Below are 14838 nucleotides of genomic sequence, written 5' to 3'. Positions count from 1 at the left end.
TTAAATACGGCTCCTTTGAGCGGATGTTCAACCTGCCCAAGGGCGTCGATGCCGAGAAGATCGAGGCCAGCTTCAGCAAGGGCGTATTGAACATTTCCCTGCCGAAAAAAACCGACGCCATGCAAGCCGACCAGGTGGTACCGATCAAGGGCGAGTGAACCGGCCAGCCAGCCCCTTGCCGGCAAACCGGCAAGGGGCTTTTTTGTGGTTCAGGAAAACAGCGGCAACGGCTGCTCGATGTGCGACAGCTCGACGCTGTCACGGTATTCCGGCACCGAGACCGACCAGCCTAGTTCCTGGCTGATGCGCCGGCGCAACACATCCGAGGCGTTGGGCTCGCCGTGCACCACGAACGTGTGTTTCGGCGGCCGCTTGAAGCCGCGCAGCCATTGCATGATTTCATCGGCGTCGGCATGCGCCGACAAGGTTTCCATCGGCACCACTTCGGCCCGGATCGGCACGTCCTTGCCATGGATGCGCACCGACTCGGCGCCGGCGACAATCTGCGCGCCGCGCGTGCCGCCGGCCTGGAAGCCCGGCACCAGCAGCGTATTGAGCGGGTTGGGCGCCAGGGCCTTGAGGTGGTGGATCACCCGGCCGCCGGTGGCCATGCCACTGGCGGCGATAATGACCGCCGGCGTGCGCTGCAGGTCGAGATCGATCGACTCCTGGGTGGTGCGCACGAAATGCGCCACATGGCACATGCCTTCGCACTCCTGCGGAGAGAGGCGGTGTTCACTGCGAAAGCGCTGGTACAGCCGCGTGACATCGGTGGCCATGGGGCTGTTGAGGTAGATCGGCAGGTCGGGAATCGCGCGCTTTTGCAGCAAGCGGTACAGGTGATACATCAGCAACTGCGCGCGCCCGACCGCGAACGACGGAACCAGGGTGATGCCATGGCGCATGGCGGTGCGGTTGATGACCTGCGCCAGTTGTTCCTCCGGCGATTCGGCAGGGTGCCGACGGTCGCCGTAGGTCGACTCGACCAATAAATAATCGGTCTGTTCGATGGTTTCCGGGGCAAGCATCAAGGGGTCGTTCGGCCGCCCCAGGTCCCCGGAGCAGACCAGCGTGACGCCGTCGGCCACGACCTCCACCGTGGCCGCCCCGAGAATGTGCCCGGCGCAGCGCAACTGGATGCTGATTCCCAGCAGGATATCCACCCGGTGGTGCAACTCCATTGGCCGCAGCAGCTTCAGGGCGCGCTCCGCGTCCTGCTCGGTATACAGCGGCAGCGCCGGGGTATGTTTCGAATAGCCATGGCGATTGGCGAACTCGGCTTCTTCCTCCTGCAGGCGGCCGCTGTCGCGCAGGAGGATTTTCACCAGCTCGCAGGTCGCGGGCGTGGCATAGACCGGGCCGCGATAGCCATTGCGCGCCAATACCGGCAGGTAGCCGCTGTGGTCCAGGTGGGCATGGGTCAGCACAATGGCATCCAGGTCGTGAACCGGTAGCTGGAACGGGTCCCAGTTATGCAACCGCAGCTGCTTGTAGCCCTGGAACAGCCCGCAATCGATCAGCAGATGCTGGCCGGCATGCTCCAACAGGTACTTGCTGCCGGTGACCGTACCGGCGGCGCCGAGAAATGTCATACGCATGGCCTTCTCCTTGAACCCACATGGGAGTGCTATTGATCGCTCCTTTGGCCGGGCGCGCGGTTGACTTTTATCAAGCCGCAGCGCACTCGTGCGCTTTTCACCGGGCCCCGGCTACGGCTTGACGACCGTCAGGCTGCACGGTGCGTGATGCAGCACGTTCTCGGCAGTACCGCCGAGAAAAATATCCACGCCATGACGCGAGGCCGTGCCCAGTACGACCATGTCGAAGGCCTGCCTGCGGGCAAACTGCCCGATCACCCGGTGGGGAATGCCGCTCAGCACATGGCGGTGCGACGCCTCGATCCCATAGTGCTCGGCCAGCGCCTCGAACGCCTCTTGCTGGGCATCGTTGACCGCGTCTCGCAGGCTGTCGTCCAGGCTCGAGGTCGGCACGCTCGCCAGGGCGTCACCGAACACCGACCAATTGCCGACATTGAGCATGTGCAAGGAGGCATCGCAGGCCACGGCCAGTGTCGAGGCCAGCGTGAGAATCCGCTCATTGAGCCCCTGGGTCAGATCCTCCAGGTGCGACAGATCGATGGCGGCGAGGATCTTCAGCGGCTTGGGGTTTTCCGCGCCGGCCACCAGGTGCAAGGGGGCCGGGCAATCGCGCAGCAACAGCCAATCCAGCGGGCGATGAAATACCCGGTCGAAGGCCGGCACGGATTGCATGTCCTTGATCACCAGGTCGGCGTGGAAGTCGTTGGCGTAGTCCAGCACGTGCGCCAGGCTGAACCTGGACCACACCACCTCGCTGGTCACCCGCAAGCCTTCGCACCGTTGCAGGCGCGCCTGCTGTTCCAGCCAGTGCCGGTGCACCTGCAGGTAGCCTTCGCGGGCCTGGGTCATGGCGTCATGGTCGAACAGGCCGGCCACCGCCAGCGCGTTGACGTGATCGAAAGCGACCATATGCAACATCGCGCCGGTTGCCCGGGCCAGCGCCTGCGCTCGGTCGAACGCCGGGGTGCGGGCCATTTGCGTCGGTGCAATGAGCAATAAACGTTGGATTTTCAACATCACACACCTCGTCCTGGGAACGCTTCACCTGCCTTATTGCAAGCCGGCTTCCTGCCGGGGGCTTGGCACCCGCGCCGCTGGGCGGCGCGCTTGTGCATCGACGCTGCGGCGCGTCCGGCCGCCCATTGCGTGGCCATTCAAGACGCGTGCGCGCGAATCCAATGCTTGAACCTGTCCGGGGCCGGCCATGGCGCCCTCCCCTAGACCGCCAGGACGCTGCACGGCGCCTGGTAGAGGATATGTTCGGTGGTGCTGCCCAGAAACCGGGACAACCCGCGCGATTGCTTCCTGCCCATCACGATCACATCCACATCGTGGGCCAGGGCGAACTCGCTCAGCACCGTGACCGGTTGCCCCCGGATGAAGTGCCGGCAGCCGAACGGCACGCCAAACCGCTCGGCCAGCCTGTGGAAGGCTCTTTCCAGGTCCTCGCGCAACTCCCGGGTGAGTTCCGAGAGCGTCAGGGCGACACCGCCCAGGTCCTCCAGGAAGGCCGCGGAAATATCACAGGCATACAGCAAGTGCAGCTCGGCATCGCATTGCAGCGCGAAGCCGAAGGCCTGCTGGATGATCCGCTCGTTGAGCGCGTCGTCCGCCGACTCGCTGTCCGAGACTTCGACCGCCGCCACGACCCTGCGCGGCAACGCCTCGCCATTGCCATTGCCGCCGACCAGATAGACCGGTACCGGGCAGTGGCGCAGCAAATGCCAGTCCAGAGGGGTGAAGAACGCCCGCTCCAGCGCAGGCTCATGCTGGACCTGCTTGATCAGCAGGTCCGGCTGGATCCGCGCGACATGCTCGAGGATGTCGTGCTCGATGTCATCGGCCCATGCCACCTCCGTCGTCACGTCCAGCCCGCTGGCATACAGCTCCGCGGCCTGGGCCTTGAGCCAATCGCGATGGTCCTGCAGGTAGTCCTCGCGGGCCTGGGTGCGATCGCCCTCCTCGAGCAGCGACAAGATCCCCAGGGACTTCATCAAGGCGGCGATATGCAAGCTCGCGCCGCTGGCCCTGGCCAGGGCCGCCGCATGGCTCAGGGCCGGGGAATGGCGTTGAGCCGGGTTGATGATCAACAGCAACCGTTGGTACTGGCTCATGGTCTACCTCCAGACAGATTGAGCGTCGGCGCCGGGCGCCCGTCGATGCGGGTGCCGGCCGTGGCGCCGTCGCTGCATCGGGCATTGGCGCCCATCCAGCTTCCTCCCTCGCGCCCGGCGGGTTCTGATCTATGTCATATCTCCGCGAAGGCATGCAAAAGTCCTCCGCAGAGGGCTTTCAGTGGCCCGCCGCCGGCGTCCAGCGCCAGTTCAGGACCTCGGGCATGTCTTGCCCGTACTCCATGAGGTAGAGCTTGTGTTTTTCCATGGTCGACCAGTAGCGCGACCGCGCGGCCTGCAACTGGCGGTGCAGCCGCGGCACCCGCTCGATAACGTCCAGCGCCAGCTGATATCGGTCCAGGTTGTTGAGCACCGCCATGTCGAACGGCGTGGTGGTCGCGCCCTCTTCCTTGAAGCCGCGCACATGGAAATTCTCATGGTTGTGCCGCTTGTACAGCAGCCTGTGGATCAGCGTCGGGTAGCCGTGGAAGGCGAAGATCACCGGCTTGTCGAGGGTGAACAGTTCGTCGAAGAGGCTGTCCGGCAAGCCGTGGGGGTGCTGGTAGGAAGGTTGCAGCACCATCAGGTCGACCACATTGACCACCCTCACCCGCAGGTCCGGCACGTATTCGCGCAGCAGGGTCACCGCCGCCAGGGTCTCCAGGGTCGGCACGTCGCCGGCGCAGGCCATCACCACGTCGGGGTCCTTGTCGTCCCGGCAGGCCCAGTCCCAACGACCGATGCCGGCCTGGCAATGGCGGATCGCCGCGTCGATGTCCAGCCATTGCCACTCCGCTTGCTTGCCGGCCACGATGACATTGATGTAGTCGCGGCTGCGCAGGCAGTGATCGGCCACCGACAGCAGGCAATTGGCGTCGGGTGGCAGGTAGATGCGCACCACGTCGGCCTTTTTATTCGCCAGCAGGTCGATGAACCCCGGGTCCTGGTGCGAGAAGCCGTTATGGTCCTGGCGCCAGACATGCGAGGTCAGCAGATAGTTGAGCGAGGCCACGGGGTGGCGCCACGGCACTTCCGCGGCGGTCTTCAGCCACTTGGCATGCTGGTTGACCATCGAATCGACAATGTGAATAAACGCCTCGTAGCAAGACAGCAAACCGTGCCGACCGGTGAGCAGATAACCTTCGAGCCAGCCTTCGCAGACCTGCTCGCTGAGGATCTCCATCACCCGCCCATCCGCCGCCAAGTGGATGTCATCCGGTTCCAGGGGATCCATCCAGGTCTTGGCGCTGACTTCATAGACCGCGTCCAGCCGGTTCGAGGCGGTTTCGTCCGGACCGAACAGGCGGAAGTTGTGCGCCGCCAGGTTGTTTTTCATCACATCGCGCACCCATGCGCCCAGCACCCGGGTTGCCTCGGCGCACTGGCTGCCCGGGGCCTCGAGCCTGACCGCGTAGTCGGTGAACCGCGGCAGGTCCAGCGCCCGCAGCAGCAAGCCGCCATTGGCGTGCGGGTTGGCGCTCATGCGGCGCTGCCCGGTGGGCGCCAGCGCGGCGATCTCGGGTAGCAAGGCGCCATGGGCATCGAACAATTCGCCGGGGCGGTAGCTGTTGAGCCATTCCTCGAGCTGGCGCAGGTGGAGCGCCTGGCGGAAATCGGCCAGGGGCACCTGATGCGCGCGCCAGGTGCCTTCGACCCTTTGGCCGTCGACGAACTTCGGCCCGGTCCAGCCCTTGGGCGTGCGCAGCACCAGCAGCGGCCACAGCGGGCGCTCCGGGGTCTGGGGCGGGCTGGTGCGGCGGGCGATGCGCTGGATCTCGCGGATTTTCAGCAGCATCGTGTCCAGCGTCCTGGCCAGCGCCTGGTGCACCGCCACCGGCTCGTCGCCCTCGACGAAATACGGATCGTAGCCATAGCCATACATCAAGGCCGACAGCTCGTCCTCGCTGATCCTGGAGAGCAACGTGGGGTTGGCGATCTTGTAGCCGTTGAGGTGCAGGATCGGCAGCACCGCGCCGTCGCGCGCCGGGTTGAGGAACTTGTTGGAGTGCCAGCTGGCCGCCAGCGTCCCGGTCTCGGCCTCGCCATCGCCGATGACGCACGCCACGATCAGTTCCGGGTTGTCGAACGCGGCGCCGTAGGCATGGGCCAGGCTGTAGCCCAGTTCGCCGCCCTCGTGGATCGACCCCGGGATCTGCGCCGAAACATGGCTGGAAATCCCGTACGGCCAGGAAAACTGCCGGAACAGCCGGCCCAGGCCATGGATATTGCGCTCCACCTGCGGGTTGAGCTCGGTGTAGGTGCCTTCCAGGTAGGTCTGGGCCACCACCGCCGGCCCGCCATGGCCGGGGCCGGCGATAAAGATCATGTCCAGGTCGTACTGGTTGATCAGCCGGTTGAGGTGGGTATAGATGAGGTTGAGCCCCGGCGTGGTGCCCCAGTGCCCCAATAGCCGAGGCTTGATGTCGGCCAGGGTCAGCGGCGTCTTCAGCAGCGGGTTGTCCTTGAGGTAGATCTGCCCGACCGCCAGGTAGTTGGAGGCGCGCCAGTAGGCATCCAGCGCTTCCAGTTGCTCGACATTCAGAAAGTCGCTCATGAAGTCCTCCGCCAGGGCCCGGCCCACCGTTCGAGATGGCTTGATTCTGGAAGCCTGGCCCCTTGGAAACTTGATTTACATCAAATGGCATCGGCGCCATCGCAACTCGACGACGCAACGTTCGCCGGGGTACCCGGCGTTGCCCGGCCGGGCGGGGGCCGCCGCGCTGCGCCTTCCATTCGTCGTGTTCTTGCGGCAAGCAGCCGAATGACGCGTCCGCCCCGGGCTCAGGACCTATGCTCAGGATTAGGCTGGAGCAAACCTTGAGTAAAACAACAAAGGGGTCCTATGGCATGCCCGACGCACAAGCGCCCCCGAACCGCCACCTCAAGGCTGCGTGCGCCAATTGCAGTGTCCTGGAGCTGTGCCTGCCGCTGGGCCTGAGCGTGCAGGAGATCGAACGCCTGGACACCCTGATCGTGCAGCGTTTCAAGGTTAAAAAAGGCGCGGCCCTCTACCGCACGGGCGATCCGTTGCGCTCGCTGTATGCGGTGCGGATCGGCTCGTTCAAGACCTGCATGGTATCCGTCGACGGCCGCGAGCAGGTCACCGGCTTCCAGATCCCGGGCGAAATGCTCGGCCTGGACGCCATCAGCGGCGACACCCACACCTGCAGCGCGCTGGCCCTAGAGGACAGTGAAGTCTGCCCTATCCACTTCGCCCATCTGGAAAAGCTCGCCCAGGAGCTGCCGTCGCTGCAGCACAACCTCAATCGCATCCTCAGCCGCGAGATCGTGCGCGATCACGACATGTTGATGATGCTCGGCAACATGAACTCCGACGAACGCCTGGCAGCCTTTCTGCTGAACCTGTCGCAACGCCTGAGCATGCGGGGTTACTCCTCCAGGGACTTCATCCTGAAGATGCGCCGCGAGGAAATCGGCTCCTACCTCGGGCTGCGCCTGGAAACCATCTGCCGCGGCATCGCGCATCTGCGGGACCAGGGGCTGGTGGAAATTTCCGGGCGCGAAGTCAAGGTGCTGAACATGGAGGGGCTCAAGCAACTGGTGGCAGGCTGTCATCGGCCGGACCTGCTCTGACCCCTGCAATGCCGGGAGAATCGTCATGCGTGCCATGGTCCTGCACATCCCCGGCCAGCCCCTGCAATGCGAAGAACGGCCGATTCCGTCTCCCGGCCCCCAGCAACTGCTGATCAAAGTCCTGGCCTGTGGTGTCTGCCGCACCGACCTGCACCTGGTCGATGGCGAATTGCCCCAGGCGCAGCTGCCGCGGGTACCGGGCCACGAAATCGTCGGCCAGGTCACGGCCGTGGGCAGCGAGGTGGAGCCAGGCTGGGTCGGCCGGCGGGTCGGCGTCCCCTGGCTCGGCTGGACATGCGGCGAATGCGCGTTCTGCCGCTCGGGCCGGGAAAACCTGTGCGACCAGGCGCGGTTTACCGGTTGCCACCTGGACGGCGGCTACGCCGAGTACACCGTTGCCGATGCGCGTTATTGCCTGCCGCTGCCCGATGCGCTCTCGGCCACCCAGGCCGCGCCGTTGCTGTGCGCCGGGCTGATCGGTTTTCGGGCCTTGCAGATGGCCGGCAACGCTCGCCACCTGGGCCTCTACGGTTTCGGCGCGGCCGCGCACCTGGCGATCCAGGTCGCGGTGGGGCGTGGCCAGCAGGTGTATGCCTTCACCCGGCCGGACGATCACGTCGGCCAGGACTATGCCCGCTCGCTGGGGGCCACCTGGGCCGGCCCTTCGGATGAGGCTCCGCCGCACGCGCTGGATGCCAGCCTGATCTTCGCCCCCGTCGGCTCGCTGGTGCCCCTGGCGCTGTCCGTGACGGTCAAGGGCGGCTGCGTGATCTGCGCCGGCATTCACATGAGCGACATCCCGGCCTTTCCTTACCGCCTGCTGTGGGGCGAGCGCAGCCTGCGCTCGGTGGCCAACCTGACCCGCGAGGACGGCACCGCGTTTTTCGCTCAAGTGCAGCACACGCCCGTGCACTGCGATGTCACCTGCTTTGCGCTGGACGAGGCCAACCAGGCCCTGGCGCGCCTGCGAGACGGTCGCTGCAAGGGAGCGATCGTGCTCACGCCCTGAGCAGCCGTTTACCTGACCGCCAGGATGCTGCCCGGCACCGAATACAGCGCCCGCTCGGTGTTGCTGCCGATCAAGCGGTCCAGCCCCGTCCGGTGCACCGTGCCCATCACCACCACATCGGCCTGGTATTGCTCGACGAACTCGCTGATGGCGGGCACCGGCGGCCCCATGACGAAATGCCGGCGCTCCGGCGCGATGCCGTGGCGCTGCGCCAGGGTGACAAACGCCAGGTGCAGGGATTCGCGAAGCTCCTCGACGACATCCATGCCCCAGCCACCGCTGGCCAGCGGGGCCTCGCCATTGAAGGCGGGCGACAGGTCATAGGCATACAGCAGGTGCAGCGGCGCCGTGCATTGCCGGGCCAGCGCGCTGGCGGCCTGGATGATGCTGTCGTTGAGGTGGCTGGCCTGAGTCGAGGGGTCGAACGGGTCCACCGCCGCCAGGACCCGCTGCGGCAACCCGTGGCGGGCCTGGTTGACCAGGTGCACGGGGATCGGGCATTCGCGCAGCAGGTGGCAGTCCAGCGGCGTGACGAACACCCGCTTGAGCTGCGGCTCCAGGGTGACGTCCTTGATCAGCAGGTCGGGCTTGAGTTCCTCGACGGTCTTCAGGATGTCCAGCAGCGGATGGGTGGTGAACAGCACCTCGACCGTCGCCTGCACCCCCTGGTCGTCGAGCTGCCGGGTCTGTTCGGCGACCCAGCGGCGATGGCGACGCGCATAGCGCTGATAGCCCGCCTCGTCGATTTTCTCTTCCCACAAGTGCACCACCGGCGCCGGTTCGGCAAACACCCGTACATGCAGCACCGCGCCGCTGGCCTTGGCCAGTGCCACGGCCCGCGGCAAGGCCGCGGAGGGTTGCAAGCTGCAATCGGCGATCAGCAACAGACCTTGATATTGCTCCATGACACACCTCGGCTCGGTGCCGGTCGAGCATGCCGGCATACGCCAGGATTGCGCCCGATTCCCGGCGGCGGCGCTTGACTTACATCAGGTTCGGAGCAATGAGCCTGGCCTGTCGCCAGTGTCTGATCCAGATCAGATCGAAGCGCCGCCAGCGGGGTAGAACGGGACGGACCGCGCAATTGACGCACGGACTTTTCCGGCCCGATGGAGGATCGCAGCATGCTCACTGTCAAAGACCACAACGAACGGGCCGCCGCGATCTACGCTGCGGCCACCGGTAAATACTGGATCGAAACGCTCAGGGACGGCCGCCATGTGTTGATCCGGCCGCTGTCGGAAAAAGACCGCGACCGCGAGTACGCCTTTATCCAGCGCCTGTCTCCCGAGTCCAGGCACATGCGCTTCCTGGCGCAGATCAGCGAACCCAGCGGCCCGCTGCTCGACCAGTTGATGAATACCGACGGCAAGCAACGCATGGCGTATGTCGCGCTCGCCCACGACAACGGCCAACTGATCGAGATCGGTGTCAGCCGCTACGCGGCCACCGGCGAGCATGAATGCGAATGCGCGGTGACGGTCGCCGACGAATGGAAGCACCTGGGCCTGGGAACCTTGTTGATGGAGCACCTGATCAAGGCCGCTCGCCGCAACGGCTTTCATCTGATGTATTCGATCGACGCCGCCAGCAACGTGCCGATGCGCGACCTGGCCCGGGCCCTGGGGTTCGACCGGGGCCACGATCCCGACGACAGCCACCAGGTGATTCACCGCCTCTACCTGTAGAACACCCCCGTGGCGCACCGGCCAAGGGCCCGCCGCGGGAGTATTCGAGGCCTGGTGCTGGCGGTTGCACGCTTTGCCAGGCGCACAGCGCCGCTTGGCTCAGCGCCCTGAACCACTGCGCTGGGCCGTTGGCGTGGCCGGCGGGTACGGCTGCATTGCCTCCACCGGGGCCGCGCGGTCCGCCCCCGCCGTGGCCTGCCCTGCCCCGTGCACCACCTGGGCCTTTACTGCGGCGGCGTGCTGCAGGATCACCTGCGCCGCTTTCTCGGCCGCGACATAGATCGAGGTGACGATGAAGAACCCGGGGATTTTCGGGAAGATCGACGCGTCCACCACCCGCAGGTTGGCCACGCCGCGCACGCGAAAGGCGCTGTCGAGCACGGCCATGGGGTCGTCGTCGGCGCCGATCGGGCAAGTGCAGGAGGCGTGGTGGCCCCAAGCCTGGTTCATGACGAAGTTCTTCAGCTGTTCGTCGGTCTGCACCGCGTCGCCGGGCAGTTCCTCGCTGGCGATCAGCCCGGCGTCCTTGAGCGGCTGGGCCAGGTTGCGCACGAACTTGATGCCCTCCACCACCGATTGCAGGTCTTCGCCCTGGGTGTCGCTGCCCTCCTCGAAATAGCGAAAGTTGATCAGCGGGGTGTCGGCCGGGTCCTTGGAACGCAGGGTGACGTAGCCGGCGTTGTTGTTGGTATGGGCCTTGAGTATTGCCCAGGTCAGGTAGTTCAGGTGCTCGACGATCAAGTTCGAATAGCCGGGGAAGTAACCGCGAAACAGCGCCAGCAGGGAAAAGCAGAACAGGTCCGGCAGCGGCCGCTGTTGCAGCGACTTCTTGATCACCGCCAGCACCGCGCCGTTGGTGCAATACACCCCGACCTTGCCCTTGGCCCATTCCTGGTACTGCGGGTCGCCCTTGGCATAGCGCGCGCCCTCGAGCACGCCCCAGTGCTCGAAGTTCATCCGGTTGACCACCCCGACCTCGTAGCGGTCCTGCAGGTTGCGGCCGACGCCGGGCAATTCGACCCGCACCGCAATCTCCATGGCCTCCAGGGTGTCGCGCGGGCCGATGCCCGAGAGCATCAGCAGTTGCGGGGTGTTGAAGGCGCCCCCGGCGAGTATCACCTCGCGGCTGGCCCGCACCTGGCGCATTTCGCCCGAGGCATTGCGCGGCAAGGTGCAGGCCCGATACAGCCGCGCGCCCTTGATGTATTCCACGCCATAGGCGCGCTGCTGGTCATCGAGCAGCACCCGGGTCACCAGCGCGTCCAGCTCGATGTGCAGCTTGTCCGGGTGGCGCTGCTGCACATCCAGCAGGCGTTCGCGGGTGCCGGTGCGGTGATGGTGCCGGGTGGCCAGCGGCGGATAGCGCAGGCCGATGGCCTCCTCGCGCACCAGCCGCCAGTCGTTGGGGTCGCCCACGCCCTGCAGTTGCCAGCCGATGCGCTTGAGGGTTTCGCCCAGGGTCTTGAACGCCTGCTCGGCGGATTTGACGATCGAGCGCACCAGCGAAAAATCGTCGATCACCGCCTCCGGCACGGCCTTTTCCACGTGCAGCCAGCCCTTGAAGCCGTGCCGCGACGGGTTGATGCCGAACCAGGAAAGAAACCGCTGGAACGGCCGGTGATGGCAGTTTTCCAGGCGCTGGAAATGCTCGCGCATGGCACTGGCCTTCCACGACGGGTCGCCGGTGATCTGCGCGATATGGTCCCAGTCCTGGTTATGCGGGTAGACGGTAATCATCGCGTTGTGCGCGGTGCAGCCGCCCAGGCAACTGGCCCGCGGGTACAGCACCCCGTCAACGTTCTCGCCCTGGAAGTTGCGGGTGAACTTGGGGTCCTGCATCTGGCGGGCATCGCTGCTGTAGTGACGGACAAAAAAGTCCCAGCGCATTGCATCGTTCTCGGTGGAACGCGGGTGAAACGCCGGCACCTCGTACTCCTCCGGCAGCCGCGGGGCATTGCCCGCCGCCACCGGGTCGCTGCCCGACTCCAGCACCAGCACCTTGCGTCCCTGTTCGGCCAGGCGGGCGGCGACGGTGCCGCCCCCCGCCCCGGACCCGACCACGATGTACTCGTAATCCATTTCGTCGTTCATCGCCGTCCACCTCAGAAAGTTTTCAGCAGGGCGATCAAGGCCCGTTTGTCTTCGTCACTCAGGCCTTTTTCCTCCTTGAGGAAACTGGTGCCGAAGTAATGGCCCTTGTCCACCACGTAGTCCGGGCACTTGCTCACCTGCAGCAGCGGCGTGACCAGCCGCGCGAAGACCTTGCGCGCCTCCTCGTCGGTGGCGCCGGCGGGTAGCTGCTTGAGGTCGTGCTTGATCTTGAGCAGCAGGTCCAGCACCTGGTCGCGTTTTTCCAGGTCGATGTTCGACAGCAGGCTGACCGGCGTGCCTTGCGGGATCGGCCCGAGCTGGATGCCGTCCTCGCCGAACAGCCACGGCAGCCAGCGGCTGAGCAAGCCTTCCAGGTGCTGCAGGAAGGTCGGCAGGTAGCCGCTGCTGACCCGCAGGTAGCTGGTTTCACTGGTGACATCGACGGTGCCCATGTGGGTCTTGCCGGAGCGGGTCACGACCTGGAATTCGCCCTCGCGGGTCTCAGGCCACAGCAGCATCTGGATCGCGCTGTCGAAAGACGCCATGCGGTCCTCCACCCCGCCTTTCCAGTAAAACTTGCCCAGGCGGTTGTTCAGCAGCAGCGGCGCGGTGGACCACAGGCTGACCAGCGACGCCGGCCGCGTATAGCCGCGCCCGCCCGCCGGCATCGAGTATTCCCAGGGTTCGCCGGTGTAGGGGTTCTGCACCAGCACCGAGCCGACCGCCGGCAACTGCTTGTACGACTCCGAAGAGAAGTTGTCCCAGATATTGCCGCCCAGGGCGTTGGTCGCCAGCGGGCTGCAGGCGTTGGTTTCGGTCAGGGTCACCGGCACCCGCAGTTCGGTGGAAAGGAAGTTGTCGGTAAGGAACTCCTGGTCCTTGACGATGGCGCGCATCGCGGTCTTGAACTCCGGCGTCTTGCTCCAGTTCCAGTAGTTGTTCCAGCACTTGAGGTAACCGTCGTTCACGCAGCCATGGTCGGGAAAGAAGGTCCAGGCCTTTTCCGGCAGCTTGCTGGAGTGGCAACGGGCGCAGGTGTCGGCAAAGACTTCCTTGCCGCGTTCCAGCACCGCCGCCGGCTCGCTCAGGTGCGCCGCGCCGCCGGGGGCGTTCTTCAGGTAGTCGGGGGTTGCCGAGGCCAGGAAGAACAGCGCCAGGTCCGGGGTCTGCGCCTCGTTGGCGTTCCAGTAGGAAGAGTTCTTGCGGGCCACGTCGATGCGGAACGGGGTGATCGGCTTGCCGCCGATCAGCGGCCGGAAGTGCGTGGTCCACTCCTCGCTGTACAGGCCGATATTGATGAACACCCGGTTCAAGGCCCCGAGCGCGCCCACCGAGTCGGCGCCGTCCTTGAGCACCCGCGGGGTGAACACCGTGTCAGGCTGTTTGTAGAACTGCGCCAGCGGGCTGTCCGCGGGCACGCCGGGCACTTCGTTGAACTGCCGGTTGTTCAGCCCGCCGCCGGCGAGTTTTTCCTTGCCCAGGTTGGCGGCCAGCTCGATGCGCGCCTTGAGGTTGTAGACCGCGTTCATGGTGCGCGGGTTGTTGATGTAGTCAGTGGAGACGAACGAGGTGTCCAGCGCGCCCGGCTTGGAGGTGTGGAACAGCTGGTACGGGAAGCTGCTCGGGTCCTGGTTCCACATGAAGATCCGGTCGACCCAGAAGTACTGCGCGCCGGGGTTGGAGTTGAGGTTGGCCCAGGCCGGGCGCTCGGGGTCGGCCGGCGGGTTGGTCGGGTTCGGCCCGACATGGCAGAAGCCGCAGGACATGCCGACCCGGTAGGGTTTGACCAGCTTGCTGTCGTTGTAATAGCTGGGGTCCTCGTAATAACGCTTGGCGTCCCAGTTCTTCTGCGCGTGCTCGTCGAAATCCGGGTTGGGGAACAACCGCAGGCCGACGATCCCGGTGCCGTAGCCGTAATAGGAGCCCACCGGCAGGTTTTTGCCGCGCGCGCCGATTTTCACGCCGGGGTACTTGGTTTCGTTCTCGAAGGGGTCAGCGCCGCAGGACGGGTCGCGCACGTCCAGCCACAGGCCGTAGCGGTCGACGCGCGGCCCCTGGCCCTTGACGTAGCAGGGTTCGTTGACCACCCCCAGCACCTGCCAGCGCTTGTCGCGGTTGTATTTCAGGCTCGGGTGGTTGGAGATGGTCTTGAGCAGGTCCAGGTTGCCGACGCTGTCGCGTGAGAGTTTGTCCCACAGCGCATCGTTGCCGGCGGTCCAGACGATCCAGTTGTTGCGTCCGCGGGCGAAGGCCTGGAGCGCCTGCTGCTCGGTAATGCCGGGAATGAAGGGGGACAGTCGATCCACCAGCAGCTTGGGCTGGCGGGACACGCCGTAGTCCATGTCGGCGTAGTAGTCCTCGTCCGCGCCCTTGAGGCTCGAGGCATCGCGGCCGACGCACTTGGCCTCGTCGAGGCGCTCGCCGGGTTTGTCGCCGCAGGGGTTTTTCGCGTCGCTGTTACAGCCCTGTAACAGCACCAAGGGAAGGAAAATACTCAACATCAGCTTCACGGGTGTCATGATGCGCTGCTCCTTGCACATGCTGCGGACCGGTCCCTCTGTCCTTGGGGGACACTGCTGTTGCGACCGGTTCTTTTTCTGCTGGCCGAACAACCGACTGCCTGCGCCCCGGGCCGGTTAACCTCGGCGCGCCAGCCGCTTTACAACGCCCTACAGCCGCCATACTAGGCCATGCCAAGCAGGTCAATTCGTCCATTTGGCGATCAAAACCAACCGCTAATAGCG

10 protein-coding genes and 1 pseudogene are annotated in these 14838 nt (G+C 65.4%); 4 read left to right on the top strand and 7 right to left on the bottom strand.

Annotated elements, in window-relative coordinates; all coding sequences use genetic code 11:
• Window positions 1-5: 5 nt before the first annotated feature.
• A pseudogene (locus BLV20_RS02635) lies at window positions 6-158 on the top strand (Hsp20/alpha crystallin family protein); the annotation flags it as partial.
• Window positions 159-209: 51 nt separating this feature from the next.
• Here BLV20_RS02635 and BLV20_RS02630 read toward each other — a convergent pair.
• The 4 genes from BLV20_RS02630 to BLV20_RS02615 all read right to left on the bottom strand — a co-directional run bounded on the left by BLV20_RS02630 (window position 210) and on the right by BLV20_RS02615 (window position 6266).
• Window positions 210-1598: an MBL fold metallo-hydrolase RNA specificity domain-containing protein gene (locus BLV20_RS02630; RefSeq protein WP_092296579.1), complete on the bottom strand. Its 1389-nt coding sequence runs from the start codon at window positions 1596-1598 to the stop codon at window positions 210-212.
• A gap of 111 nt (window positions 1599-1709) precedes the next feature.
• Window positions 1710-2615 carry a universal stress protein gene (locus BLV20_RS02625; RefSeq protein ID WP_092296576.1) on the bottom strand — a complete coding sequence of 302 codons (906 nt, stop codon included), beginning with the start codon at window positions 2613-2615 and terminating at the stop codon, window positions 1710-1712.
• A 200-nt stretch (window positions 2616-2815) separates the two neighbouring features.
• Window positions 2816-3712 (bottom strand): universal stress protein, encoded by an 897-nt coding sequence (locus BLV20_RS02620; protein ID WP_092296573.1) that lies wholly within the window; start codon window positions 3710-3712, stop codon window positions 2816-2818.
• A 178-nt stretch (window positions 3713-3890) separates the two neighbouring features.
• Window positions 3891-6266 carry a phosphoketolase family protein gene (locus BLV20_RS02615; RefSeq protein WP_092296570.1) on the bottom strand — a complete coding sequence of 792 codons (2376 nt, stop codon included), beginning with the start codon at window positions 6264-6266 and terminating at the stop codon, window positions 3891-3893.
• Window positions 6267-6559: 293 nt separating this feature from the next.
• Here BLV20_RS02615 and fnr point away from each other — a divergent pair, with 293 nt between their 5' ends.
• Together fnr and BLV20_RS02605 are read left to right on the top strand one after the other, a co-directional pair.
• Window positions 6560-7306, top strand: a complete 747-nt coding sequence (gene fnr / locus BLV20_RS02610; RefSeq protein WP_092296567.1) for a fumarate/nitrate reduction transcriptional regulator Fnr — start codon at window positions 6560-6562, stop codon at window positions 7304-7306.
• A gap of 25 nt (window positions 7307-7331) precedes the next feature.
• Window positions 7332-8315, top strand: a complete 984-nt coding sequence (locus BLV20_RS02605; RefSeq protein ID WP_092296564.1) for a zinc-dependent alcohol dehydrogenase family protein — start codon at window positions 7332-7334, stop codon at window positions 8313-8315.
• An 8-nt stretch (window positions 8316-8323) separates the two neighbouring features.
• Here BLV20_RS02605 and BLV20_RS02600 read toward each other — a convergent pair whose 3' ends face one another.
• Window positions 8324-9220 (bottom strand): universal stress protein, encoded by an 897-nt coding sequence (locus tag BLV20_RS02600; protein ID WP_092296562.1) that lies wholly within the window; start codon window positions 9218-9220, stop codon window positions 8324-8326.
• A 219-nt stretch (window positions 9221-9439) separates the two neighbouring features.
• Between BLV20_RS02600 and BLV20_RS02595 the strand changes: the two genes are divergently transcribed.
• Window positions 9440-10003: a GNAT family N-acetyltransferase gene (locus BLV20_RS02595; protein WP_092296559.1), complete on the top strand. Its 564-nt coding sequence runs from the start codon at window positions 9440-9442 to the stop codon at window positions 10001-10003.
• Between the two features lie 99 nt (window positions 10004-10102).
• Here the strand turns inward: BLV20_RS02595 and BLV20_RS02590 are convergent, their stop codons facing one another.
• Window positions 10103-12094 carry a GMC family oxidoreductase gene (locus tag BLV20_RS02590; RefSeq protein WP_092296556.1) on the bottom strand — a complete coding sequence of 664 codons (1992 nt, stop codon included), beginning with the start codon at window positions 12092-12094 and terminating at the stop codon, window positions 10103-10105.
• Between the two features lie 11 nt (window positions 12095-12105).
• Window positions 12106-14613, bottom strand: a complete 2508-nt coding sequence (locus BLV20_RS02585; protein WP_092297011.1) for a hypothetical protein — start codon at window positions 14611-14613, stop codon at window positions 12106-12108.
• Window positions 14614-14838: the final 225 nt, after the last annotated feature.

It is taken from the genome of Pseudomonas sp. NFIX28 (genome assembly GCF_900107395.1).
GTDB lineage: Bacteria > Pseudomonadota > Gammaproteobacteria > Pseudomonadales > Pseudomonadaceae > Aquipseudomonas.
The sequence above is the reverse complement of the archived record's forward strand: the minus strand, read 5'-3'. Positions and strand labels throughout refer to the sequence as shown.

Bases quoted from the DNA above. Each gene is read 5' to 3' on its own strand.
- fnr (WP_092296567.1), top strand. From the start codon at position 6,560: ATGCCCGACGCACAAGCGCCCCCGAACCGCCACCTCAAGGCTGCGTGC.
- BLV20_RS02600 (WP_092296562.1), bottom strand. From the start codon at position 9,220: ATGGAGCAATATCAAGGTCTGTTGCTGATCGCCGATTGCAGCTTGCAA.
- BLV20_RS02615 (WP_092296570.1), bottom strand. From the start codon at position 6,266: ATGAGCGACTTTCTGAATGTCGAGCAACTGGAAGCGCTGGATGCCTAC.
- BLV20_RS02630 (WP_092296579.1), bottom strand. From the start codon at position 1,598: ATGCGTATGACATTTCTCGGCGCCGCCGGTACGGTCACCGGCAGCAAG.
- BLV20_RS02585 (WP_092297011.1), bottom strand. From the start codon at position 14,613: ATGACACCCGTGAAGCTGATGTTGAGTATTTTCCTTCCCTTGGTGCTG.
- BLV20_RS02590 (WP_092296556.1), bottom strand. From the start codon at position 12,094: ATGAACGACGAAATGGATTACGAGTACATCGTGGTCGGGTCCGGGGCG.
- BLV20_RS02620 (WP_092296573.1), bottom strand. From the start codon at position 3,712: ATGAGCCAGTACCAACGGTTGCTGTTGATCATCAACCCGGCTCAACGC.
- BLV20_RS02625 (WP_092296576.1), bottom strand. From the start codon at position 2,615: ATGTTGAAAATCCAACGTTTATTGCTCATTGCACCGACGCAAATGGCC.
- BLV20_RS02595 (WP_092296559.1), top strand. From the start codon at position 9,440: ATGCTCACTGTCAAAGACCACAACGAACGGGCCGCCGCGATCTACGCT.
- BLV20_RS02605 (WP_092296564.1), top strand. From the start codon at position 7,332: ATGCGTGCCATGGTCCTGCACATCCCCGGCCAGCCCCTGCAATGCGAA.